Genomic DNA, 24,468 nt, shown 5'->3' on the forward strand with positions numbered 1-24,468 from the left:
ATGCCATCGCGAGCAAGCTCGCTCCCACAGGGGATATGTGTCGATCACAAAACCAATGTGAGAGCGGGCTTGCTCGCGAATGCGGTTCCGCAGGCGCTGAGGTTAGAGAACCTGGCGCAAGAAGGCCTGAGCCCGCGGATCCTTCGGTGCATCGAAGAATTCGGCCGGTGAAGCGTCTTCCAGCAATTTACCGTGATCGAAAAACAGCACCCGATCCGCCACTTCCCGGGCGAAGCCCATTTCGTGGGTGACGCAGACCATGGTCATGCCTTCCACCGCCAGGGTTTTCATCACGTCCAGCACTTCGCCGACCATTTCCGGGTCGAGCGCCGAGGTCGGCTCATCGAACAGCATGACCTTCGGCTCCATCGCCAGTGCCCGGGCGATGGCCACGCGCTGCTGCTGACCACCGGAAAGACGCGACGGAAACTCGTTGGCTTTCTGCGCAATGCCGACTTTCTCCAGCAACGCCAAGGCCTTGGCCTCGCGCTCCTTCTTGCCGCGCTTGCGCACGACTTTCTGGGCCAGACAAAGGTTTTCCAGCACGGTCATGTGCGGGAACAGGTTGAAATGCTGGAACACCATGCCGACTTCACGGCGGTAGGCATTCACATCGGTTTTCGGGTCGGCCAGTTGCAAGCCGTCGATGCTCACCGAACCCGAGTCGAATTCCTCGAGGCCATTGAGGCAGCGCAGGAAGGTCGACTTGCCGGAACCGGACGGGCCAATCACCACCAGCACTTCGCCCTTGGCCACGTGCGTCGAGACGTTATCCACTGCGCGAACCACGTGGCCGCGGGTGTCGAAAACTTTTACCAGATCGCGGACTTCAATCACTTTGCGCGAGCCTCCGCTCAAGCCGGCTGGCGATTTTCGACAGCGGCAGGTTGATCAACAGGTACAGACCGGCCACGCAGAACAGGATTTCGAACGGCGAGAACGAGGTGGTGATGACTTCGCGACCGCTTTTCAGCAGTTCGGTAATGGCGATCACCGACACCAGCGAGGTGTCCTTGACCAGACTGATGAACTGGCCGGCCAGCGGTGGCAGCACTCGTTTGAACGCTTGCGGCAGCACCACGTGGCGCATCGACTGACCAGCGCTCAAACCCAGGGAGCGCGCGGCTTCGTTCTGGCCACGGGCGATGGATTGAACGCCGGAACGGATGATTTCCGCCACATAAGCGCCGGTGAACAGCGATAGCGCGGCGATCCCGGCGAACTCCCGGGAGAGGTTCATCACGGTGCCGATGAAGAAGTAGAAAATGAAGATCTGCACCAGCAGCGGCGTACCGCGGACCAGTTCGACGTAGATTGTCGAGAGATCGCGCAGGGTCGGATTGTTCGACAGTCGGCACAGACCCGTGGCGAGGCCGATCAGCAGACCGAGCACACCTGAAACCACGGACAACCACAAGGTGGTCCAGAGCCCCCACATCAGCGGTCCGGCGGCCCAATGGCGGGTCACGCCAATCACGTCGCCTTCTGCCACGTCATCACCTTGGGCGACTTGCAGGCTGCTATCGTCGACGGTCAGGTGCTGCTCTGTACCGGCATCATTGCGCAGGGTGACTTCAGCCTTGTCGCCCTTGCGCACCAGTTCGCTGACGGTGGAGATATCGGCGGCACGCTGGGATTCTTCGGCGTGATAGGCGAAGTATTGCGGCACACGGTTCCAGCGCCATTCGTAGGACATCAGCGAGGTGGCGTAATACAACGCGCCGGCCAGGCCGATCAGCAGCAGCACGGTTAAAACGTGCCACGGCCATTGGGCTTTTTTCTGTTTCATCTGTAAGCAGATTCCGAAATTTGTGTCGCCAAGGAGGACGCCATCGCGAGCAAGCTCGCTCCCACAGGGTCTGTGCCGGACACAAAGGTTGTGTTCACATCGATCAACTGTGGGAGCGAGCTTGCTCGCGATTGAAGCGGCGTGGTGTTACTGATACACCGCAGCAGAAATCCTTATTCCATGTCCTTGAGCCAAGCGGTGTCTTTGAACCACTTGTCATGGATGCGATCGTAGGTGCCGTCTTCGTGGATCTGACGCAGGTAGTTATTGATGAAGTTGAGGCTGTCGTAGTCACCCTTCTTCAGAACGAAGGCCAAAGGCTCGTAGGTGAACGGCTTGTCGAGGAACACCAGTTTGCCGGCACCGACCTTGCTCACCGCCACGACGTTGTAAGGCGCGTCGTAGATAAAGGCATCGGCCTTGCCGTTGACCACGTCGAGCACGGCTTCCTGCTCGTTGTCGTAGCCGTGGTAGTTGGCCTTGGATATAAGCTTCTTGGCGACCATCTCGCCGGTGGTGCCAAGCTTGGAAGTGATGCGGTAGTCGGCGGTGTTCAGGTCTTTATAGGACTTGATGGTGCGTTCCAGTTCCTTGCGGATCAGCAGGGTCTGGCCCACCACGATGAACGGTTCGCTGAAGTTCAGGCGCAGGTTGCGTTCCTGGGTCAGGGTCATGCCGCTGCCGATCATGTCGAACTTGTCGGTGAGCAAGGCCGGAATAATGCCGTCGTAGCCGGTGGAAACCATCTCCAGCTTGACGCCCATGGCCTTGGTCATGGCTTTGAGGATGTCGACTTCGAAGCCGATGATCTCGCCACGCTTGTTGGTCATTTCGAACGGCATGTAGGTCGGGTCCATGCCGACTTTCAGCGTGCCGCGCTTGACCGCGTCATCGATGGCACCGGCGTGCGCCGCGTTGACTGCAACCAATGCCGTGACGCCGACCAGCAGCATCGAGAGATACTTCTTCATCATCAAGTCCCCAAAACCATCGCGTTGTGAGGCGCGCAAACCGCAGGTTTTCCTTGGAAAACCGGCAGATACGAACAGAAAGTTGTCCGGGCGCACCAATTCGGGGACGGATGCTAACGCACTCGTTCGTTTGCACAAGGGTTTGGGTGGGATTTGTTGTTTCGGAGGACGGAAAGCAAAAGATCGCAGCCTTCGGCAGCTCCTACAGATGTACACCCTGTAGGAGCTGCCGAAGGCTGCGATCTTTTTGAAGCGCCCCCGATCTCAAAGGATGCGGGGGGATTTCATCAGGCCAACTGAGGCTGCACACTCAGCGGTTTGAGCGGCAACAGCGGCGCATGGGGATCGGCCTTCACCGATTTACGCCACGCCTCCAGCCACTCGGGGTGAGCTTCGTTCCAGATCTGCTCATGCAGACGACCCAGTGCTACCGGGTCACTGAGCAGTTCCACGCGCTCATTGTTGTTCAGACCCTCAGGCCCGGCTTTCAGCGCATGACGCACCCGTTCGATCCGCAGCCACTCGATCGGCTCGGCCTGACGGTGACGGGACGTCGCCAGCGAGCACGCCAAGGCGTTCTGCTGTGGATCGACCACCGAGCGGACGAAGCCGTCGTTCAGCGCATGCCAACGGTTTTCGTGGGTGTACTGGTCGGTCGCCAGCAACGCCTGTGGCGGATTGTATTCCTCAGGGATCAGGAACAGGCTTTCGTCACGGGACTTGAGGCCCAGGCCGACTCGACTGGAAATCACCGACACCGGAATCGACAGCATCAACGAACCGACGATCGGCACCAGCCACCAGAGGAAGCTCGGGTTCAGCCAGATCACCAGCAGGGCCCAGAAGAAGCCCAGCAAGGTTTGCGGACCGTGGCGTTTGACCGCTTCGCTCCATGGCGTGGAGTCGTCGTCACGTTGCGGCGAGTTCCAGGTCGCGGCCCAGCCGAGGAACGCGGCGAGCACGAAGCGGGTGTGGAAAATCATCCGCACCGGCGCCAGCAGCATGGAGAACAGCATCTCCAGCAGCATCGACAACGTCACCTTGAACTTGCCACCGAACTCTTTCGCGCCCTTGGCCCAGATCAGGATGATGCTCAACAACTTCGGCAGGAACAGCAGCACGACGGTGGTCGAGAACAGCGCGATCGCCTTGTCCGGGTGCCATTGTGGCCACAACGGATAGAGCTGGCGCGGCTCAAGGAAGTACTGCGGCTCCATCAGCGTGTTGACCGCCAGCAGCGCCGTCGACAGCACGAGGAAGAAGAACCACAACGGCGCCGACAAGTAAGACATCACGCCCGTCAGGAACACCGCACGGTGCACCGGGTGCATGCCTTTTACCAGGAACAACCGGAAGTTCATCAGGTTGCCGTGGCACCAGCGACGGTCACGCTTGAGTTCGTCCAGCAGGTTCGGCGGCAACTCTTCGTAGCTGCCCGGCAAGTCGTAGGCAATCCACACGCCCCAGCCGGCACGGCGCATCAGCGCCGCTTCAACGAAGTCGTGGGACAGAATTGCACCGGCAAACGCGCCTTTACCGGGCAACGGCGCCAGGGCGCAGTGCTCGATGAACGGCTTCATGCGGATGATCGCGTTGTGGCCCCAGTAGTGGGATTCGCCCAACTGCCAGAAGTGCAGACCGGCGGTAAACAGCGGACCGTACACGCGGGTGGCGAACTGCTGCATGCGTGCATACAGCGTGTCCATGCCAGACGCGCGCGGCGCGGTCTGGATGATCCCGGCGTCCGGGGTGGCTTCCATCAAGCGCACCAGACTGGTCAGGCAATCGCCGCTCATCACGGAGTCCGCGTCGAGCACGACCATGTACTTGTAATCACCGCCCCAACGACGGCAGAAGTCGTCGAGGTTGCCGCTTTTACGCTTAACGCGACGGCGACGGCGGCGATAGAAGATCTTGCCGAAGCCCTTGGCTTCACGGCAGACGTCCAGCCAGGCTTGTTGCTCGGCAACGCAGATATCGGCGTCGTTACTGTCGCTGAGGACAAAGAAGTCGAAGCGATCCAGGTTGCCCGTGGCCGCAACCGACTCGAAGGTCGCCCGCAACCCGGCAAACACCCGAGGCACGTCTTCGTTGCAGATCGGCATCACCAGTGCGGTGCGCGCGTCCTTGGGGATCGGCTCGTTACCGGCGCTTTTACCAGAAATGCGGTATTTGTCATGGCCTGTGAGCAACTCGAGGAAGCCCATCAGTGCCGTCCAGAAACCGGCCGACACCCAGCAGAACAGAATCCCGAACAGAATCAGGATGCTGGTTTGCAGCGCATACGGCAGTACTTGCGTAGCCGTTTGCGACAGCGGTTGATGCAGCACTTCGTTCAGGTCGACGAACGACCAGCCTTGGTACGGCATGATGCCTTTCATGTACCAGCCAGCAACGATGGTCTGGCCGAGCATCAGTATCAGCAGAATGTAGCGACGGATCGAACCGACGGTGCGCCAGCGAGCCGCCGGCAGCACATTTTCATCCTTCGGCGGGGCCGGCGGATTGGTGCGACCGGTCAGACGACGCCAGCCACGCACCAGAATGTTGGTGCGCCACGGCTCCGGCACGACTTTGGTCCGACGAATCGGCGGGGTTGCCCGCAGACAGACCCGGCCGCTGGCGTCGAGCACCAGCATTTCAGCGTCTGCCAGTTCTTCGGCGGTGTTCAGGGTCAGGCGACGACCCACCGAAGCTTGAGCAGCCTCGGTCGGCGCGTCGAACGTCGAGGACGAAAGGCGTTCATGCAATTCGCTGAAAGACTGGCAGCCCGCGAGTTCCGCGCGCTGCTCGTCGGTCATTGGTAGATGCGCCAGATACTCGGCAAGAGTCTCTGGCTGTACTTGAGAATTACTCATCGGCAGGCAACTGGTAGCTCCAGGTCTCGGTCAGGACTTCTTCAGTCGGTGCCGATTCCGGTGTGGCTGGGGCCGCGTCGGCAGCGACTGGCTGCTTGGCGTCTTTGTTGTCCTTGTCCTTGGAATCTACGGCTGGCATGGCTCCAACCTGCTTGGTCTCAGCTTGCTTGGTTTCCTTGGCTTCCTTGGCTTCCCTGTCCAGCTTCTCCTGCTGCCGGGCGGCAATCTTGTCGGCCTTGGCGACGGACGAATTGGACGCGGGTACCGATGTTTTGGCCAGGTCGGCAGGCACGATGTTCTCGACCAGTGCAGCACGCATCTCGGTAGGCTTGCCCGGATCCTTGATCTTCATCCGTAACGTCAGGCGCCAGCCCTTGGTTTCAGGGTTGTAACGTACGCTGTTCTCGACCAACTCGGCATTCTCGCCAACGCTGACCTGACTGCGAACGTCCGCAGTTTCCGGCAATGCCGCAAGGGACGGGCCTTCGAAGTCCACCAGATAAGCAACGCTACCGTCCGGCTGACGAATCAGGTTGGACTGTTTAACGTCGCCCGTAGAACGCAGGGTCTGTTGAACCCAGGCGCTGTCCGGTGCGTGAAGTGCAGCTTCGTCGATGGTCCAGTGCATGCGGTAAGCAACATCCAGGGACTGGCCAGGCTCAGGCAGTTTTTCCGGACTCCAGAACGCAACGATATTGTCGTTGGTTTCGTCCGCAGTCGGAATCTCTACCAGATCGACGGAGCCCTTGCCCCAATCGCCTTCTGGTTCGATCCAGGCACTTGGGCGCTTGTCGTAGCGGTCGTCGAGGTCTTCGTAGTGGCTGAAGTCGCGGCCACGTTGCAGCAGGCCGAAACCGCGCGGGTTCTCGATCGAGAAGTTGCTCACCGCCAGGTGTTTCGGGTTGTTCAGTGGGCGCCAGATCCATTCGCCATTGCCGGCATGGATCGACAGGCCGCTGGAGTCGTGCAATTCGCGACGGTAGTTCAGCACTTTCGACGGCTGATTGGCACCGAACAGGAACATGCTGGTCAGCGGCGCAACGCCAAGCTTGGTGACCTTGTCACGCAGGAACATCTTGGCCTTGACGTCGACAACGGTGTCGCTGCCCGGACGCAGGGTCAGGCGATAGGCACCGGTAGCGCGTGGCGAATCCAGCAGGGCGAAGATCACCAGGTGCTTGTCACCCGGCTTCGGCTGTTGAATCCAGAACTCGGTGAAACGCGGGAATTCTTCGCCGGACGGCAACGCGGTATCGATGGCCATGCCGCGAGCGGACAAGCCATAGGTGTGACCCTTGCCGACAACGCGGAAGTAACTCGCGCCGAGCATGGTCATGATTTCGTCTTGCTTGTCAGCCTTGTTGATCGGGTACAGCACACGGAAACCGGCATAACCCAGTTGTTCGGTGGCTTTAGGATCGAACTTCACGTCGCCGAAATCGAAACGACTTGGGTCGTATTTGATCTCTTCGACGGTGTTAGCTGTGATTTCGTTGATTTTCACCGGCGTATCGAAATGCATACCCTGGTGATAGAACGACAGCTTGAACGGGGTTTTCTGATCGGCCCACTCGGCTTTTTCGGTCAGGAAGCGAATTTTTTGATAGTCCGCAAATTTCATCTCGCGGAACTCGTTCGGCAGGTTACTGCGCGCAGCTTCGTATTTCTGCCCGGCCAGCTCTTTTGCCTTGACCGATACATCATCCAGATTGAATGCCCAAAGCTGACCGGCGCTGAGCAGGCAGAGCAGTGCAGAGCCCGCTACCAGAGCGCTTCGTAACCGTTTGGCAGACAATTTTGCATTACAGGGACTAACAATCACGAGCAACCCTCGCCGAAAACAGATCAAAAAACCAACGGCCAGTTAAAGTGCCTGAGAGGAATACGGCATGGAAAAACCGACCCTACAGACCACTCTTGCCAAGTTGGCGAGCATTGTTCCGACTCCTATGGGGCTAAATGATTCCCCAAGAGGTCCAGGACAAGTCTCTACCTAAGTCAAAATGGACCAACGAACGCTGATCCCCGTAGCGCGCGATTATCTAGTAGGCCGCGTTACAACGCATCAGGGGTAACAAAGTATTTATCGCGAAAAACGCCTGTTTTCAGTCGAAAAGCCCTTAAAAACATGTTTCAAGCGCTTTCAGGTCTGTAACAGGAAGGTTACCGGGCCGTCGTTGACCAGGTGCACCTGCATATCCGCGCCGAATCTACCTGATGCCACAGTGCCATGCACCTGTTTCGCCTTACCTAATAGATAGTCGAAAAGCTCCTCGCCCAGGGCCGGAGGGGCAGCGGTCGAAAAACTCGGACGCAACCCGCTCTTGGTATCGGCGGCCAGGGTGAACTGTGAGACCAGCAGCAACCCACCGCCTACATCCGCCAAGGACAGATTCATCTTGCCCTCGGCGTCACTGAACACACGATAGTTAAGCAGTTTCTGCAGAAGTTTGTCGGCGCTGGCCCGAGTATCCTCGGGCTCGACCGCCACCAACACCAGCAAACCCTGATCGACGGCGCCAACCACCTCCCCCGCTACCTCGACTCGCGCGCCACGCACGCGTTGCAGCAGGCCCTTCATGCTTCTTCAGGGGCCAGGTCGAGCAGACGATGGGCCATCTGATCGGCGGCGCGAACCAGTGCGTCAGTAATGCCAGGTTCGGAGGCGGCATGGCCGGCGTCACGGATCACCTGCAATTCACTGTTCGGCCAGTTCTGATGCAGCTCCCAGGCGTTATCCAGCGGGCAGATCACGTCGTAGCGACCGTGGACGATCACGCCAGGCAAATGGGCGATCTTGCCCATGTCGCGGATCAGCTGGTTGGGCTCAAGGAACGCATTGTTGGTGAAGTAGTGACATTCGATGCGGGCAATCGACAGTGCGCGCTGTGGCTCGGAGAAACGATCGACCACCATCGGGTTCGGGCGCAGGGTGGCGGTCCGGCCTTCCCAGGTGGACCAGGCCTTGGCCGCGTGCATCTGGGCAATCTGATCGTTGCCGATCAGGCGTTTGTGGAAAGCCGAGAGCAAGTCTTCGCGCTCGTCCAGCGGGATCGGCGCGATGTAGTCCTGCCAGTAATCGGGGAACAGACGACTGGCGCCACACTGGTAGAACCACTCGATTTCCTGCGGACGGCAGAGAAAAATCCCGCGCAGAATCAGACCGTGCACACGCTCCGGGTGGGTTTGCGCGTAGGCAAGTGCCAGGGTCGATCCCCATGAACCGCCGAACAACACCCATTTATCGATGCCAAGGTGCTGGCGAATTCGCTCAAGGTCGGCGACCAGATCCCAGGTGGTGTTGTTCTCCAGGCTGGCGTGGGGCGTGGAACGACCGCAACCGCGCTGGTCGAAGGTCACAATGCGATACAGGTTCGGATCGAAAAACCGACGACTCTGGGCATCACACCCGGCGCCGGGGCCGCCGTGGATGAACACCACCGGCAAACCTTCCGGCGAACCGCTTTCGTCGACATACAGCGTGTGGGTTTCATCGACGGCCAGATCGTGCCGGGCGTGGGGTTTGATCTGCGGGTACAAAGTCTGCATTGCGCGCTCCGTAAGGGGTCGAGGTCATCCCTGGGGGGACTTCTATGATTCTGCCGTCCGGCATCATAAACCCGAATTACGCCAATGAGCATGCCTTGCAGAGTCAGAGTTTCTCAGCCTGTTTTTTCAGACAAATAGCCGAGCAGCGTTTCATAGAGTGCGTCGACCTCGGCGACCTGCCCCCGAGCCCGCAAACAGCCGTGAACCAACCCCTCCCCGTAATAAAGCGTCGCTGCCACGCCTGCTGCATTCAGTCGCTCGGCGTAGAGCATGCCGTCATCGCGCAGCGGGTCGAATTGTGCCACGGCGATCAAGGCCGGCGGCAACCCACTGAAATCCTCGGCGAGCAACGGCATCGCATAGGCACTTGGCTGCCCAGTACCGCGCAAGTACAGGGCGTGATAACAATCCAGGTCGCTGCTGCTGAGCAAGGGAGCATCGACGCATTCGCTGCGCGACGGCAATCGGTGATCACCGCCCAGCCCCGGATAAATCAGCACCTGCGCAGCCGGCAATGGCTCGCCCGCATCGCGCAACGCCAGACACAACGCCGCCGCAAGGTTGCCACCGGCGCTGTCCCCGACCACCAGCGTTCGCTCGGGATCGAGCCGGAATGGCCCGGTCCGTAGTGCGCGCCAGACACCCAGACAATCCTCGAACGCCGCCGGAAACGGATATTCCGGTGCCAACCGATAATCGACGGCGATCACCAGCACGCCGAGCGTCGACGCCAGTTCGGCGCAGATGAAGTCGTGGGAATCCAGCCCCCCCACCACCCACCCACCGCCGTGCAGATACACGATGCACGGACAACCGCTGGTCGGTGGCGAAACCGGCGGCTGATAAGACCGCACCGGCACGCCGGCCAATTCAAAATCGACCACATACAGCCCGGCGGGACGTGACGGAGTGAACGCCCGGCACATGTCGCTATAAGCCTGGCGCAAACCACCGAGACTGCTGTCGGTGCTGTTGAAGCTGACGGTTTTCTCGACGAAAGCCGCCATTTGCTCGGATAACGGATAGGAACTCATCAAAGTTTCAAACTGGTCTGAACGGTCGCCACGCCATCCTTGCCATCAAAACTGCTGACACCGGCAAGCCAGCGCTGAAGATCCTCGGGATGATCACGTAGCCATTGTCTGGCAACATCCTGCGGCGTTTTACGCTCCATGATCGGCACCATCAACTGGCTTTCCTGGGCCGCGGTGAAGGTCAGGTTTTCCAGCAGGCGATTCACATTCGGGCAGCGCTGGGCGTAGTCCGGGGCGGTCACGGTGGAAACGGTGGCGGCGCCTTCGTTCGGGCCGTAAACGTCTTCGCTGCCGGTCAGGTAGGCGATCTTCATGTTGATGTTCATCGGGTGCGGGGTCCAGCCGACGAACACTACGAATTCCTTGCGATTCACCGCCCGCTGAACGGCGGCAAGCATGCCGGCCTCACCCGACTCGATCAGCTTGAAATCCTTCAAGCCAAATTGATTGGTCTCGATCATGGTTTTGATGGTGGTGTTGGCGCCACTGCCGGGCTCGATGCCGTAGATCTTGCCGCCGAGTTGATCCTTGAATTTGGCGATATCGGCGAAGGTTTTCAGGCCCGCTTCGGCGACATATTCAGGTACGGCGAGGGTTGCCTGAGCGTCGGCCAGGCTCGGTTTGTCCATGACCTTCACCTGATTGGCAGCCAGGAACGGCGCGATGTTTTTGTCCATCGCCGGTTTCCAGTAACCGAGGTAGATGTCCAGACGCTTGTCGCGGATGCCGGCGAAGATGATTTGCTGCACGGCGCTGGTTTGCTTGCTTTCGTAACCGAGGCCGTTGAGTAACACATCGGCCATGCCGCTGGTGGCGATCACGTCGGTCCAGTTGACCACGCCCATGCGCACGGCCTTGCAGGAAGCGTCGTCACTGGCCAGAACGCTGGTGCTCAGCAGAGCAGTGCCGCAGAGGATTGAGAGACAGCGGGTGAACAGTCTTTTCATCGGGATTATCTCGTACGGCAGCGGATTATTGTGGGCCGGTGTCTTTGTGCACCGTGCCCAGAACATTACGCAGCGTCGAGAGGGTAAAAGCGAACTGTGGCGACCGTGTTTTGCACAGTGGCGACAGCACCAAAAAGATCGCAGCCTTCGGCAGCTCCTACAGGATCGAGTTTTCACACGACCAATGTAGGAGCTGCCGAAGGCTGCGATCTTTTGATCTTTTGATCTTTTGATCTTATGCGCTGTAGTGCTTTTGGGCCCAGGTCAGCAGCCCTTGCAGCAATTCCTTGAGCACCACCTGCGTCGGCGCCGCCAGATCCGGGCGATAACGGAACGGCTCGAACTCTTCCATGTAGGTGCACTGGCCCAACTCCAGTTGCACGGCATGGATGTTCTTGGCCGGATTGCCGTAATGGCGAGTGATGTGGCCGCCCTTGAAGCGACCGTTCAGCACATGGCTGTACTCGCCGTGGCGCGCGCAGATGGCTTCCAACTGAGTGGCCAACTGTGGATCGCAACTGGCACCGTTGAAGGTGCCAAGGTTGAAGTCCGGCAGTTTGCCGTCGAACAGATGCGGGATGATCGAGCGGATCGAGTGCGCATCGAACAGCAGCGCGTAGCCAAACTCAGCCTTCAGTCGCGCCAGCTCGCTCTGCAAAGTGCGGTGGTACGGCGTCCAGATCTGCTCCAGGTAAGTCGCTCGTTCCGCCGCCGACGGCTCCATACCCTCACGGAACAACGGAGTACCGTCGAACAGCGTCGCCGGGTACAGACCGGTGGTCGCGCCGGCATACAAAGGCTTGTCGTCAGACGGTCGATTCAGGTCGATGACAAAACGCGAGTACTCGGCGGCCAAGGTGCTGGCACCCAGCTCGGCAGCAAATTCGTATAGCTGCGGGATATGCCAGTCAGTGTCGGGCAGGCTTTTCGCGTCGGGGATCAACCCGGCTTCGACCGTCGGGGTCAGGCGCAGGCCGGCGTGGGGCATGCTGATCAGCAGCGGCACGCGACCTTGTTTGAAGTTCAGAACCTTATCCACAACCGTTCTCCTAAATGCTCACTTCAACGCCGTGACGCACGACGCGTTTTTCCAGGTCACCGCCCAGCCAATACGAGAGGTCGGCCGGACGATCGATTTGCCAGGCGACGAAATCTGCACACTTGCCGACTTCCAGCGAACCGTGGGTTTCAGCCATGCCCAGTGCCGTGGCGGCATGAATCGTTGCACCAGCCAAGGCTTCTTCCGGGGTCATGCGGAAACAGGTGCACGCCATGTTCAGCATCAAACGCAACGACAGCGCCGGTGAGGTGCCTGGGTTGAGGTCGGTAGCGATGGCGATTTTCACGCCGTGTTTGCGCAAAGCTTCCATCGGCGGCAATTGGGTTTCCCGCAGAAAGTAGAACGCGCCGGGCAGCAACACCGCGACGGTGCCGGACTTGGCCATGGCGATGGCGTCGTCTTCGGTCATGAATTCCAGGTGATCGGCCGACAGTGCGTGGTAACGCGCCGCCAGACTCGAGCCATGCAACGACGACAACTGTTCGGCGTGCAGCTTCACCGGCAGACCAAGTTGTTGTGCGGCGATGAACACCCGCTCGACCTGCGCCGGCGAAAACGCCAGGTACTCGCAGAACGCGTCCACCGCATCCACCAGCCCTTCGGCGGCCAGGGCCGGGAGCATCTCGGCGCAGATGTGATCGATGTAGTCGTCGGCACGATCCACGTATTCCGGCGGCAAGGCGTGAGCGGCCAGGCAGGTGCTGCGCACGCTGACCGGGAACTCGGCGCCGAGACGGCGGATGACCCGCAAGATCTTGCGTTCGCTGGCCAGGTCCAGGCCGTAGCCGGATTTCATCTCGACGGTGGTCACGCCGTCGCGCATCAGGCTCTTCAGACGCTTGGCGGCGCTGGCGAACAGTTCATCTTCAGTGGCCGCGCGAGTGGCGCGCACGGTGCTGGCGATGCCACCACCGGCCGCTGCGATTTCTGCATAGCTGACGCCTTGCAGACGCTGCTCGAATTCACCGCTGCGGTTACCGCCGAACACCGTGTGGGTGTGGCAGTCGATCAGGCCCGGCGTCACCCAGGCCCCTTTAAGATCATTGACTGCCGGGTACTCGCCCGACGGCAGTTCAGCGCGTGGGCCGATCCACTCAATGTGCGCTCCTGACGTCACGATGGCCGCATCCTCGATGATCGAGTAGGCGCCTTGCGCCATGGTTGCGACGTGGCAGTGTTGCCAGAGAGTTTTCATCCGTGGCCTCCGTTAGGTTATCGATGAGAAAAAGAAGGTTCCCGCTCCACCGGTACTGCCTTCCCTGCCGCCGGTTTCACCCACGTCAGGTAGGCCAGCACCAGCAATACAATCCAGACCACGCCGACGATCAGAGCCGCCTGGGTGTCCGGGAAATAGCCCAACACGCCAAAGATGAACAGCATGAAGGCAATCGCCGCCATCGGCGCATAAGGCCAGAACGGTACCGGGAATTTCAGTTGGGCGACCTGCTCGGCACTCATGGAGCGACGCATGGCCACTTGGGTGAACAGAATCATCAACCAGACCCACACCGTCGCAAAGGTGGCGATAGAGGCGATCAACAGGAACACGTTTTCCGGAATCAGGTAGTTCAGCAGCACGCCCAGCAGCAGCGCGACGCTCATCACCACCACGGTCATCCATGGCACACCGTTGCGCGACAAGCGGGCGAAGCCTTTGGGCGCATGCCCTTGCTGGGCCAGACCGTACATCATGCGGCCAGCGCCGAAGATGTCACTGTTGATCGCCGAAACCGCTGCCGAGATCACCACGATATTGAGAATGGTCGCCGCCGAGCTGATCCCCAGGTTGTCGAAAATCTGCACGAATGGACTGCCTTGGCTGCCAATCTGCTGCCATGGAAAGATCGACATCAGTACGAACATCGTCAGTACGTAGAACAGCAGGATACGCAACGGTACGGCATTGATCGCCCTGGGCAGCACGTGTTGCGGGTCTTTGGCTTCACCGGCGGTCACGCCGATGATTTCAATGCCGCCAAACGCAAACATCACCACCGCGAACGAAGCGATCAAGCCGCCCACGCCATTGGGCATGAAGCCGCCATGGCTCCAGAGATTGCTGATGTCGGTCGCCTGGGCGCCGGGCGCCGTGCTGATGCCGAACAGCATGATGCCGAAGCCACCGAGGATCATCGCGACGATGGCCGCGACCTTGAGCAGCGACAGCCAGAACTCCATTTCACCGAAGACTTTGACGTTGCACAGGTTCAAGCCGCCGACCACCGAAACGATGCCCAGTACCCAGATCCACCGGGCGACTTCCGGAAACCAGAAGCCCATGTAAATACCGAATGCGGTGACGTCGGCCATGCCGACGATGACCATTTCAAACGCGTAGGTCCAACCGAGGATGAAGCCCGCCATCGGCCCAAGATAAGTGCTGGCGTAGTGGCCGAAAGAGCCCGCCACCGGGTTGTGCACCGCCATCTCACCGAGGGCGCGCATGACCATGAACACCGCCGCACCACCGATCAGGTAAGCGAGCAGGACCGCAGGACCGGCCATTTGAATGGCCGAGGCAGAACCGTAAAACAGCCCGGTGCCGATCGCCGACCCCAGTGCCATGAAGCGAATATGTCGGGCAGAGAGCCCGCGTTTCAAACCTTTTGCTGGCTGTTGCATTGCTCGTCCTTAATTATTTTTATTGGAGGAAATGATCGAATCGCGAGCAGGCTCGCTCCCACATTGGATTGCGTAACCCCTGTGGGAGCGGGCTTGCTCGCGAAGAGGCTATTACAGGCTAGGCAACAACTTCGCCGAAACCAGCTCGTTCAGGCAACGAGTCGCCAGAAGCTCGCTAGCCGCATTGATGTCCGGTGCAAAGAACCGATCCTTCTCATAGAACGGCACTTCAGCACGCAGGATGGCGCGAGCCTTTTCCAGCTTGGTCGAAGTCTTCAGACCGTCACGCAGGTCCAGACCCTGACAAGCCGCCAACCATTCCACCGCGAGAACGCCGCGCGTGTTTTCGGCCATTTCCCACAGACGCTTGCCGGCAGCCGGCGCCATGGAAACGTGGTCTTCCTGGTTCGCCGACGTCGGCAGGCTGTCCACCGAGTGCGGATGGGACAACGCCTTGTTCTCGCTGGCCAATGCCGCAGCAGTCACCTGGGCGATCATGAAGCCGGAGTTCACGCCGCCATTGGCCACCAGGAACGGCGGCAGTTGCGACATGTGCTTGTCCATCATCAGCGAGATACGACGTTCGCTCAGGGACCCGATTTCAGCGATGGCCAGGGCCATGTTGTCGGCAGCCATGGCGACCGGTTCGGCGTGGAAGTTACCGCCGGAGATCACGTCGCCTTCAGCGGCGAATACCAGCGGGTTGTCCGAAACGGCGTTGGCTTCGATGGCGAGCACTTCGGCGGCCTGACGGAACTGGGTCAGGCAAGCGCCCATGACTTGCGGCTGGCAGCGCAGGGAGTACGGGTCCTGGACCTTTTCGCAGTTCTGGTGCGAGTCGGACACTTCGCTGCGCTCGCCCAGCAGGTCGCGGTAAGCGGCAGCGGCGTCGATCTGGCCTTTCTGGCCACGAGCGGCGTGGATGCGCGCGTCGAACGGCGAGCGCGAGCCCAGCACGGCTTCAACAGTCATACCACCAATGGCCAGGGCGCCAGCAAACAGGTCTTCGCCTTCGAACAAACCACGCAATGCATAAGCGGTAGAAACCTGAGTGCCGTTGAGCAGCGCCAGACCTTCTTTGGCAGCCAGGGTCAGCGGAGTCAGACCGGCGACTTTCAGCGCTTCGATGGCTTCCATCCACTCGCCTTTGTAGCGAGCTTTACCTTCGCCCAGCAGCACCAGCGACATGTGGGCCAAAGGCGCCAGGTCACCGGAGGCACCGACCGAACCTTTCAATGGAATGTGCGGGTAAACCTCGGCGTTGATCAGGGCGATCAGCGCGTCGATCACTACGCGACGAATGCCGGAAAAACCGCGGCTCAGGCTGTTGACCTTGAGCACCATGACCAAGCGAACCAGCGCGTCGCTGATCGGCTCGCCGACACCGGCGGCGTGGGACAGCACCAGCGAGCGCTGCAGGTTTTCCAGGTCTTCGCTGGCGATACGGGTCGAAGCCAGCAGGCCGAAACCGGTGTTAATGCCATAAGCGGTGCGGTTCTCGGCGAGGATCTGTTCCACGCAGGCAACGCTGGCTTCGATCTGGGCCGAGGCACTGTTGTCGAGGGTGATTTTGACCGGTTGCTGATAAACATCACGCAGTTGGGCAAGGCTCAGTTGGCCTGGAATAAGGTTTAACGCAGTCATTTCTATGCTCCTTTTGAGAGTTTCTATTAACTCACCAGACGCTCCGGAGATGTCCGTTGTCCGTCGCGCCTCGCCTTCTGGGGAGCCGCGCCTTGGCACGCTGGTGTGGTGGAAATCAGTTCAGGTTCGGTAACACTTTGTGCAGCAAAATCGGGTCTTTCAAAACGGCGGCGGCACTGGCGATGTCCGGTGCCAGCCAGCGGTCCTGGTCGTAGGCCGGGACTCGCTCGCGCAGCAGACGCCAGGCGGCATCGGTGCCGGCGCCGAAGCGTTGTTCTTTCAAGAATTCAAACGCCTGAGCCGCCAGCAGGTACTCGATGGCGAGGATCTGCGTGCAGTTTTCCAGGGCGCGATGCAGCTTCAACGCGGCGTTGGTGCCCAGGCTCAGGTGGTCTTCCTGCAGGCCCGAGGTGACGTAGTTGTCGAGTACGGCCGGTTGCGCCAGCTGACGATTTTCCGCACACAGCGAAGCGGCGACGTACTGGACGATCATCATCCCGGAGTTCACCCCCGGGTTGGCCACCAGAAACGCCGGCAGACCACTGACGTGAGGATTGATCAAGCGATCCAGCCGACGTTCGGCGACGGAGCCGATTTCAGCCATGGCGATGGCCAGCAAATCCGCCGCCAAGGCTACGGATTGACCGTGCGGGTTGGCCTGGGACACCACCCTGAAGTCGTCCGGCGTACCCAGCAGCATCGGGTTGTCGGTGACCGAGTTGAGTTCGGTTTCGATCTGCTTTTTCGCGTGTTCAAGCTGATCGCGAGCGGCGCCGTGAACTTGCGGAATCGAGCGGATGCTCAGCGCATCCTGAGTACGAATGCCTTTGCTGCTGGCAATCACTTCACTGCCATCGAGCAACGCCCGCAGGTTGATGCCGACTTGCTGCATGCCTGGATGCGGTTTGAGCGCGATGATCTCGGCATCGAACGCGGCAATTTGACCGCGCTGGGCTTCGAAGCTCATGGCGCCGATCACGTCGGCCCATTGCACCAGACGCGTCGCGTCGGCCAGCGCCAGGCAGCTGAGGCCGGTCATGCACGGCGTGCCGTTGACCAGGCACAAGCCATCTTTGGCACCGAGCTGAACCGGTTGCAGACCTTCTTCGGCCAGGGCTTGCTGCGCGGAAACGATCTGCCCGCGATAGCTGACATTGCCGACACCCAGCAGCGCGATGCTGATGTGGGCCATGTGGGTCAGGTAACCCACCGAACCTTGGGATGGCACTTGCGGGGTGATGCCGCGGTTGAGCAGCGCCAACAGGGCTTCGACCACCCGGCGATGAATGCCGGATTTGCCATGGCTATAGTTGCGAATGGCGGCGCAGATGATTGCGCGGGTCTGTTCGTCGGCCAATGGCGCGCCGACGCCACAGGCGTGACTGAGCAGGGTGTTGCGCGACAATTGGCTGAGTTGCTCGTCTTTGAGCGAGACATTGCACAGCGCGCCGAGGCCGGTGTTGACGCCATAGGCGCGCTCGCCGCTGACGACGATGCGCTGGACGATCGCCTGGGCATTTTCGATCCGTGCCCAGGTCTGTGGCGACAGCTCAAGCTGTGCGCCGTGGCGGGCTACGGCGACCACATCCTGCCAACGCAACGGGGCGTCGGCGATAACGATTTTTTCAGCCTGGGACATCTTCAACCTCGTGCGTACAACTTGAATATTGATGCAGCTTTGCTGGCCTCTTCGCGAGCAAGCCCGCTCCCACAGGGGTACGCATTCCAAATGTGGGAGCGAGCTTGCTCGCGAAGAGGCCAGCACAAACACCGCAAACCTTTAAACCACCGCAGCCCGACGCTGTACGAACCGGTCCACATACTCATCCGCCGGCGAATGCAGGATCTCTCTTGGCGTACCCACCTGAATCAGGCGGCCATCCTTGAGAATCGCAATGCGGTTGCCGATACGCACGGCCTCGTCGAGGTCGTGGGTGATGAAGACGATGGTCTTGTGCAGGGTCTTTTGCAGTTCCAGCAACTGGTCCTGCATCTCGGCGCGAATCAGCGGGTCGAGGGCACTGAAGGCTTCGTCCATCAGGATGATGTCGGTGTCCGCCGCCAAGGCGCGAGCCAGGCCCACACGCTGACGCATGCCGCCCGAGAGCTGATGCGGGTATTTGTTTTCGTAGCCCTTGAGGCCCACGGTGTTGATCCAGTGCAGCGCGCGCTCGGAGCACATTTGCTTGGTCTCGCCACGCACTTTCAGGCCGTAGGCGACGTTATCCACCACGGTCTTGTGCGGCAGCAGGCCGAAGCTCTGGAACACCATGCTGATCTTGTGCCGGCGAAATTCGCGCAGGGCTTCCATGTCGTATTGCAGGATGTCCACGCCGTCCACCAGGATCGCGCCGCTGGTCGGGTCGATCAGGCGATTGAAGTGGCGCACCAGCGTCGACTTGCCGGAACCCGACAGCCCCATGATCACGAAGATCTCGCCGGTGCCGATGCTCAGGGACAAGTCGTTCACGCCGACCACACAGCCGGTTTCGGACAGCACCTGATCTTTGGTTTTGCCCTGGCCGATCATGGCCAGCGCATCCTTGGAACGGTTGCCGAAAATCTTGAAGACGTTTTTGACTTCGATTTTGCTGATGGCTTCGTTGTTCATTTGCTCACCTCATGCCGTGCCCGACCATACGCCTGAGTAATACGGTCGATAACCACTGCCAGAATCACGATCGCCAGACCCGCCTCAAGACCACGTCCGACGTTGAGGGTCTGAATCCCCACCAACACGTCTTCACCCAGGCCACGGGCACCGATCATCGAGGCAATCACTACCATCGACAGGGCCATCATGGTGGTCTGGTTGATCCCGGCCATGATGCTCGGCAGGGCCAGCGGAAGTTGCACGCCAAACAGTTGTTGCCAGCGGTTGGCACCGAAGGCGTTGATCGCTTCCATCACTTCGCCGTCAACCTGGCGAATACCCAGATCAGTCAGGCGGATCAGCGGTGGTGCGGCGTAGATCACGGTGGCGAAAATCGCCGGGACCTTGCCCAGGCCGAACAGCATCAACACCGGGATCAGGTACACGAAACTCGGCATGGTCTGCATGATGTCCAGCAGCGGCATCAATATCGAACGCAGGCGATTGCTGCGCGCCGAAAGAATGCCCAGCGGAATGCCGATCATCACCGAAATGATGGTCGCCACCATCATCAGCGCCAGGGTCTGCATCAGCTTGTCCCAGAGGCCGACCGCGCCCACCAGGAACAACAAGCCAACGATCACGGCGGTGGTCACGACTTTGCGGGTCGCGTGCCAGGCAACGCCCGCCACGATCGCCAGCATCAGCCACCAGGGTGCCGCACGCAGCAGCCCTTCAAGATTGACGATGGCCCACAACAGGGTGTCGGAGATTTGCCGGAACACGTCGCCGTAGTTGGTGACCAGCGAATCGACCCAACTGTTGACCCAGTCGGCGATGGAAAAGGTAAAGCTTTCGGGAAACATAAGAGGCTCTCAATCAAGGGGTTGCGATCAAGCATCCGACTGCCGCTCAGGGCAGTCGGAGAAACTCAACCTACAAGGCCGCGTCGATCTTTTTGGCTGCGTCTTCGCTCACCCATGCGTGCCAGACTTCAGGATGTTCCTTGAGGAAGATTTTCGCCAGTTTTGGTGACTCGATCCGCTCTTTGGCCATGCGCCCGAGGTTCTGGTTGAGCAGGTCGATTGGCAGGTTGACCTTCTCCAGCACCGCCACCAGTTCCGGGGCTTGCTCGTGGAAGGTTTTGGACAGGCCGACCTTGATGGTCACGCGCTTGTCCACGCCTGGTTTCTCTTCGAGTTTCACCAGATCAACCTGGCCCATCAGCGGGGTTGGCGACCAGTAGTAGAACAGGATCGGCTCGCCACGTTTGTAGCTCGACAGCACCGCGGCATCCAGCGCCGGGCCGGTGCCCGGACGGAAGTTGGTGTAGGTGCTTTCCAGGCCGTAGCTTTTCAGCATTTCACTGTTGTCCAGCTCACAGGTCCAGCCGGCCGGGCAGTTGTAGAAACGACCCTTGGCTGGCTCTTCGGCGTCCTTGAACACCGCGGAATACTTGCCCAGGTCAGCAATGTTTTTCAGGTCTGGAGCCTTTGGTTCCAACTTGCGCTTGGCGTCGCCTTCGATCACGTAACGCGGCACGTACCAGCCTTCGACAGCACCCACGACAGGCGCGCCGACACCGACGACCTTGCCGGCCTTCTCAGCCTTGTTCCAGACTTCGCTACGGCCGACCCATTCTTCGGCAAACACTTGAATGTCATTGCTGCTCAGGGCGTTTTCCATGGTGATGGAGTTGCCCGGCAGGCTGTCGGTCTTGCAGTCGTAGCCTTTCTCCAACACGACTTGCAGCACGTCGGTCAGCAGCATGGCACTTTCCCAGTTCAGGCCGGCGAACTTCACCGGTTTGCCCGACTCGCACCAACCCGCCGCCTGAGTGGCGCCGGCGCTGGCCAGCAGGCCCATGGAAAGCAATGTGGTCAGCAGGGTCTTGTTCGATTTCATTGTGTGACGCTCCTAATCATGAGTTGGCTTACGGCAGTCAAGAGGCATCCAGCCCTGTCCACGTCCAATCAGGCCTGCGCCGCAGCGCGACCGGCCCCGCTTGTTTTAGGTTGTGCAACGCTGTCCTGCTCGACCGGCAGAATCAGTTGATCGGGTACCGAGCCATGCCATTTTTTTGCGCACACGTAATACAGGGCTGCGGGCAGCACCAGACCGATGATCCAGGAGATATCCACATCACCCAGAGCGGCCACCAGCGGACCGGTATAAAACTTGGAGGAGATAAACGGCAGTTGCACCAGCACACCGAAGACATAGACGCTGATACCGAGGACGTTCCAACGGCCGTAGCGACCGTTCGGATCGGCCAGCGCCGGCACGTCATAGCGCTCGCGAGTGATGCAGTAGTAGTCCACCAGGTTGATCGCGCTCCATGGCGTAAAGAACGCCAGCAGGAACAGGATGAAGGACTTGAACGCACCGAGGAACGAGTGCTGACCGAGCAACGCCATCAGGGTCGCAGTACCGACGATGACCAGCACGAAGACCAGACGCTGCAAGCGCGTTACCTTCAGCTCACCACGGAAACCGCTGATGATGGTCGCAATGCACATGAAGCTGCCATAGGAGTTCAGCGTGGAGATGGTGACCTTGCCGAACGCGATGCTGAAGTACAGCAGCGCAGCGGTGGCACCGGTACCGCCCAAACCAACGATGTACGCCACTTCGTGGCCGGCAAATTGCCCGTTGGCCGAAGCCGCGGCAAACACACCGAGGATCATCGCCACCTGTGCGCCAATCACCGAACCCGCACCCGCTGCGAAAAAGGTTTTCACCGAGGACGTCTTGCTTGGCAAGTAGCGAGAATAGTCCGCCACGTACGGGCCGAAGGCGATCTGCCAGGACGCCGCGAGCGACACCGCCAGCAGGAAGCTGCTCCAACTGAAGTGGCGGATTTGCAGAAGCGCGCCAACGTCGGTCTGACTCATCAGACGGCTGAACAGGTAAACGAAGGCGATCACACCAATAACACTGGCAACACGGCCAATCCAATGGATCACTCGATAACCGAGCACCGTGACCAGCACGATGACACTGGCGAAAATCAGGATGCCGACGCTGTCGCTGACGCCAAACAACTGGCCCAGCGCCTGGCCGGAAAGCACGGTTCCCGTTGCGGTGAAGCCGAGGTACATCAGACACACCAGCACGATCGGGATGGCCGCGCCATACACGCCGAACTGTACCCGGCTGGAGATCATCTGCGGCAGGCCAAGCTTGGGCCCTTGCGCGGCATGCAGCGCCATTACGCCACCGCCGAGCAGTTGACCGATCAACAGACCGATCAACGACCAGAACACGTCACCGCCCAGCACCACGGCCAGGGCCCCGGTGACAATCGCGGTGATTTGCAGGTTGGCACCCATCCACAGGGTGAACTGGCTCAACAGACGACCGTGTCTCTCCGCTTCCGGGATGTAGTCGATCGAACGTTTCTCGATCAACGGTTTACTGCCTGCACGATCGCTGTTAACAGCCATGATTCAACCTCTGTGGATTGTTATTGGAATTCGCTCGGTCCCTGTAGGAGCTGTCGAGTGAAACGAGGCTGCGATCTTTTGATCTTGATCTTCGGCGTCAGTAACGACGCCAAAAGATCGCAGCCTGCGGCAGCTCCTACAGGGTTTTGCATTATTTGCCGGTAATCATCGGCAGGTTCAGCCCCTGCTCCTTGGCGCAGTCGATCGCGATCTGGTAACCCGCATCGGCGTGACGCATGACACCGGTAGCCGGGTCGTTGTGCAGGACGCGAGCGATACGCTCGGCCGCTTCGTCAGTACCGTCGCAGACAATCACCATGCCCGAGTGCTGGGAGAAGCCCATGCCGACGCCGCCGCCGTGGTGCAGGGAAACCCAGGTCGCGCCGCTCGCGGTATTGAGCAGAGCGTTGAGCAGTGGCCAGTCGGACACGGCATCGGAACCGTCCTGCATGGATTCGGTTTCGCGGTTCGGGCTGGCGACCGAACCGGAGTCCAGGTGGTCGCGACCGATCACGATTGGCGCGGACAATTCACCGCTGCGAACCATTTCGTTGAACGCCAGACCAAGCTTGGCGCGCAGGCCCAGGCCAACCCAGCAGATACGTGCCGGCAGACCCTGGAAGCTGATGCGCTCGCGGGCCATGTCCAGCCAGTTGTGCAGGTGCGCGTCGTCCGGGATCAGTTCTTTGACCTTGGCGTCGGTTTTGTAGATGTCTTGCGGATCGCCCGACAGTGCAGCCCAACGGAACGGGCCGATACCGCGGCAGAACAGCGGACGGATGTAAGCGGGTACGAAACCCGGGAAGTCGAACGCGTTTTCTACGCCTTCTTCCTGGGCCATCTGACGGATGTTGTTGCCGTAGTCGAAGGTCGGAATGCCCATTTTCTGGAATTCGAGCATCGCTTTAACGTGCACGGCCATGGATTGCTTGGCAGCTTTGACGACAGCGGCTGGCTCGGTCTTGGCGCGAGCGCGGTACTCTTCCCAGGTCCAGCCGGCCGGCAGGTAACCGTTGAGCGGGTCGTGGGCGCTGGTCTGGTCGGTGACCATGTCCGGGCGCACACCGCGCTTGACCAGTTCTGGCAGGATTTCGGCCGCGTTACCCAACAGGGCGATGGAAATCGCTTTGCCTTCCTTGGTGTATTTGGCGATGCGGGCCAGAGCGTCGTCGAGGTCGGTGGCTTGCTCATCGACATAACGGCTGTTCAAACGGAAATCGATGCTGACCTGCTGGCATTCGATGTTCAGCGAGCAAGCGCCGGCCAGGGTCGCGGCCAGAGGCTGAGCGCCGCCCATGCCGCCCAGGCCTGCGGTCAGAACCCAACGACCTTTCAGGTCATCGTTGTAGTGTTGGCGACCGGCTTCGACGAAGGTTTCGTAGGTGCCTTGAACGATGCCCTGGCTGCCGATGTAGATCCAGCTGCCGGCGGTCATCTGGCCGTACATGGCCAGGCCTTTGGCGTCGAGTTCGTTGAAGTGTTCCCAGCTCGCCCAGTGTGGCACCAGGTTGGAGTTGGCGATCAGTACGCGCGGGGCGTTGGTGTGGGTCTTGAATACGCCGACCGGCTTGCCGGATTGCACCAGCAGGGTCTCGTCGTCATTCAGGTTGGTCAGGCTTTCGACGATCTTGTCGTAGCATTCCCAGTTACGTGCTGCACGGCCGATACCACCGTAAACCACCAGTTCTTTAGGGTTCTCGGCGACTTCCGGGTCGAGGTTATTCATCAGCATGCGCAGCGGCGCTTCAGTCAGCCAGCTTTTGGCGGTCAGCTTGTTACCGCGAGCGGCACGAATTTCAACGTCACGATACTTCGTAGGTTTCTGGGTATTGTCAGTCACGAAAAAGACTCCTCAGCGATCAATCCAAACCAACCCTGGCGGTGGGTAAGCCAGCCTGTGCGCGTCAAAGCGACACAAGCGAATCAGTGGACGTTGCGAGGAGTCTCGATCGACT

The 24,468-nt window shown here is 60.0% G+C and carries 19 protein-coding genes; all 19 read right to left on the reverse strand.

The window, feature by feature from the left end; translation table 11 throughout:
- Positions 1 to 102: 102 nt before the first annotated feature.
- The gene (locus tag CUN63_RS10465; RefSeq protein WP_046045596.1) at positions 103 to 837 is read right to left on the reverse strand and encodes an amino acid ABC transporter ATP-binding protein; all 735 of its coding nucleotides are present in this window, start codon (positions 835 to 837) and stop codon (positions 103 to 105) included.
- Positions 830 to 1,789, reverse strand: coding sequence for an amino acid ABC transporter permease (locus tag CUN63_RS10470; protein WP_129439201.1), 960 nt, complete (start codon positions 1,787 to 1,789; stop codon positions 830 to 832). Before CUN63_RS10470 ends, CUN63_RS10465 begins: the two co-directional genes overlap by 8 nt.
- 173 nt (positions 1,790 to 1,962) lie before the next feature.
- On the reverse strand, positions 1,963 to 2,760 hold the full coding sequence (locus CUN63_RS10475) for a transporter substrate-binding domain-containing protein (RefSeq protein ID WP_129445083.1): 798 nt from the start codon (positions 2,758 to 2,760) through the stop codon (positions 1,963 to 1,965).
- A gap of 287 nt (positions 2,761 to 3,047) precedes the next feature.
- Positions 3,048 to 5,618, reverse strand: a complete 2,571-nt coding sequence (gene mdoH / locus CUN63_RS10480; protein WP_129439203.1) for a glucans biosynthesis glucosyltransferase MdoH — start codon at positions 5,616 to 5,618, stop codon at positions 3,048 to 3,050.
- Positions 5,611 to 7,440 (reverse strand): glucan biosynthesis protein G, encoded by a 1,830-nt coding sequence (locus CUN63_RS10485; RefSeq protein WP_129439205.1) that lies wholly within the window; start codon positions 7,438 to 7,440, stop codon positions 5,611 to 5,613. The genes mdoH and CUN63_RS10485 overlap by 8 nt, the downstream gene beginning before the upstream one ends.
- A 321-nt stretch (positions 7,441 to 7,761) precedes the next feature.
- Complete coding sequence (gene dtd / locus CUN63_RS10490) at positions 7,762 to 8,199, reverse strand: D-aminoacyl-tRNA deacylase (protein WP_008149496.1); 438 nt, start codon at positions 8,197 to 8,199, stop codon at positions 7,762 to 7,764.
- Positions 8,196 to 9,167, reverse strand: coding sequence for a prolyl aminopeptidase (gene pip, locus CUN63_RS10495; RefSeq protein ID WP_056741134.1), 972 nt, complete (start codon positions 9,165 to 9,167; stop codon positions 8,196 to 8,198). Before pip ends, dtd begins: the two co-directional genes overlap by 4 nt.
- Before the next feature lie 113 nt (positions 9,168 to 9,280).
- Positions 9,281 to 10,201 carry an alpha/beta hydrolase gene (locus tag CUN63_RS10500; protein WP_129439207.1) on the reverse strand — a complete coding sequence of 307 codons (921 nt, stop codon included), beginning with the start codon at positions 10,199 to 10,201 and terminating at the stop codon, positions 9,281 to 9,283.
- Positions 10,201 to 11,148: a choline ABC transporter substrate-binding protein gene (locus tag CUN63_RS10505; protein ID WP_129439209.1), complete on the reverse strand. Its 948-nt coding sequence runs from the start codon at positions 11,146 to 11,148 to the stop codon at positions 10,201 to 10,203. The genes CUN63_RS10500 and CUN63_RS10505 overlap by 1 nt, the downstream gene beginning before the upstream one ends.
- A 235-nt stretch (positions 11,149 to 11,383) precedes the next feature.
- A complete protein-coding gene (hutG, locus tag CUN63_RS10510; RefSeq protein ID WP_129439211.1) occupies positions 11,384 to 12,187 on the reverse strand; it encodes an N-formylglutamate deformylase in 804 nt (267 codons plus the stop codon).
- Positions 12,188 to 12,197: 10 nt separating this feature from the next.
- Positions 12,198 to 13,403 (reverse strand): imidazolonepropionase, encoded by a 1,206-nt coding sequence (gene hutI / locus CUN63_RS10515; RefSeq protein WP_129439213.1) that lies wholly within the window; start codon positions 13,401 to 13,403, stop codon positions 12,198 to 12,200.
- A 17-nt stretch (positions 13,404 to 13,420) separates the two neighbouring features.
- Positions 13,421 to 14,830 carry an amino acid permease gene (locus CUN63_RS10520; protein ID WP_129439215.1) on the reverse strand — a complete coding sequence of 470 codons (1,410 nt, stop codon included), beginning with the start codon at positions 14,828 to 14,830 and terminating at the stop codon, positions 13,421 to 13,423.
- 111 nt (positions 14,831 to 14,941) lie between these two features.
- Positions 14,942 to 16,474 carry a histidine ammonia-lyase gene (gene hutH / locus CUN63_RS10525; RefSeq protein WP_129439217.1) on the reverse strand — a complete coding sequence of 511 codons (1,533 nt, stop codon included), beginning with the start codon at positions 16,472 to 16,474 and terminating at the stop codon, positions 14,942 to 14,944.
- 115 nt (positions 16,475 to 16,589) lie between these two features.
- The gene (gene hutH, locus CUN63_RS10530) at positions 16,590 to 18,113 is read right to left on the reverse strand and encodes a histidine ammonia-lyase (RefSeq protein WP_129439219.1); all 1,524 of its coding nucleotides are present in this window, start codon (positions 18,111 to 18,113) and stop codon (positions 16,590 to 16,592) included.
- Positions 18,114 to 18,254: 141 nt separating this feature from the next.
- Positions 18,255 to 19,085 (reverse strand): glycine betaine/L-proline ABC transporter ATP-binding protein, encoded by an 831-nt coding sequence (locus CUN63_RS10535; protein ID WP_008149478.1) that lies wholly within the window; start codon positions 19,083 to 19,085, stop codon positions 18,255 to 18,257.
- Complete coding sequence (locus CUN63_RS10540; RefSeq protein ID WP_129439221.1) at positions 19,082 to 19,933, reverse strand: proline/glycine betaine ABC transporter permease; 852 nt, start codon at positions 19,931 to 19,933, stop codon at positions 19,082 to 19,084. Before CUN63_RS10540 ends, CUN63_RS10535 begins: the two co-directional genes overlap by 4 nt.
- A gap of 70 nt (positions 19,934 to 20,003) precedes the next feature.
- Entirely contained in the window at positions 20,004 to 20,972 is a 969-nt protein-coding gene (locus tag CUN63_RS10545) for an ABC transporter substrate-binding protein (protein ID WP_129439223.1), read from the reverse strand.
- A gap of 68 nt (positions 20,973 to 21,040) precedes the next feature.
- Positions 21,041 to 22,513: a cytosine permease gene (locus CUN63_RS10550; RefSeq protein ID WP_129439225.1), complete on the reverse strand. Its 1,473-nt coding sequence runs from the start codon at positions 22,511 to 22,513 to the stop codon at positions 21,041 to 21,043.
- A 151-nt stretch (positions 22,514 to 22,664) separates the two neighbouring features.
- Positions 22,665 to 24,353: a urocanate hydratase gene (gene hutU, locus CUN63_RS10555; protein ID WP_129439227.1), complete on the reverse strand. Its 1,689-nt coding sequence runs from the start codon at positions 24,351 to 24,353 to the stop codon at positions 22,665 to 22,667.
- Between the last annotated feature and the right edge of the window lie 115 nt (positions 24,354 to 24,468).

Source organism: Pseudomonas sp. ACM7, from assembly GCF_004136015.1.
Classification (GTDB): Bacteria; Pseudomonadota; Gammaproteobacteria; order Pseudomonadales; family Pseudomonadaceae; genus Aquipseudomonas; species Aquipseudomonas frigoris.

Bases quoted from the DNA above. Each gene is read 5' to 3' on its own strand.
- dtd (WP_008149496.1), bottom strand. From the start codon at position 8,199: ATGAAGGGCCTGCTGCAACGCGTGCGTGGCGCGCGAGTCGAGGTAGCG.
- mdoH (WP_129439203.1), bottom strand. From the start codon at position 5,618: ATGAGTAATTCTCAAGTACAGCCAGAGACTCTTGCCGAGTATCTGGCG.
- CUN63_RS10540 (WP_129439221.1), bottom strand. From the start codon at position 19,933: ATGTTTCCCGAAAGCTTTACCTTTTCCATCGCCGACTGGGTCAACAGT.
- CUN63_RS10520 (WP_129439215.1), bottom strand. From the start codon at position 14,830: ATGCAACAGCCAGCAAAAGGTTTGAAACGCGGGCTCTCTGCCCGACAT.
- hutH (WP_129439217.1), bottom strand. From the start codon at position 16,474: ATGACTGCGTTAAACCTTATTCCAGGCCAACTGAGCCTTGCCCAACTG.
- CUN63_RS10470 (WP_129439201.1), bottom strand. From the start codon at position 1,789: ATGAAACAGAAAAAAGCCCAATGGCCGTGGCACGTTTTAACCGTGCTG.
- hutI (WP_129439213.1), bottom strand. From the start codon at position 13,403: ATGAAAACTCTCTGGCAACACTGCCACGTCGCAACCATGGCGCAAGGC.
- CUN63_RS10545 (WP_129439223.1), bottom strand. From the start codon at position 20,972: ATGAAATCGAACAAGACCCTGCTGACCACATTGCTTTCCATGGGCCTG.
- pip (WP_056741134.1), bottom strand. From the start codon at position 9,167: ATGCAGACTTTGTACCCGCAGATCAAACCCCACGCCCGGCACGATCTG.
- CUN63_RS10475 (WP_129445083.1), bottom strand. From the start codon at position 2,760: ATGAAGAAGTATCTCTCGATGCTGCTGGTCGGCGTCACGGCATTGGTT.
- CUN63_RS10535 (WP_008149478.1), bottom strand. From the start codon at position 19,085: ATGAACAACGAAGCCATCAGCAAAATCGAAGTCAAAAACGTCTTCAAG.
- CUN63_RS10550 (WP_129439225.1), bottom strand. From the start codon at position 22,513: ATGGCTGTTAACAGCGATCGTGCAGGCAGTAAACCGTTGATCGAGAAA.
- hutH (WP_129439219.1), bottom strand. From the start codon at position 18,113: ATGTCCCAGGCTGAAAAAATCGTTATCGCCGACGCCCCGTTGCGTTGG.
- CUN63_RS10500 (WP_129439207.1), bottom strand. From the start codon at position 10,201: ATGAGTTCCTATCCGTTATCCGAGCAAATGGCGGCTTTCGTCGAGAAA.
- CUN63_RS10505 (WP_129439209.1), bottom strand. From the start codon at position 11,148: ATGAAAAGACTGTTCACCCGCTGTCTCTCAATCCTCTGCGGCACTGCT.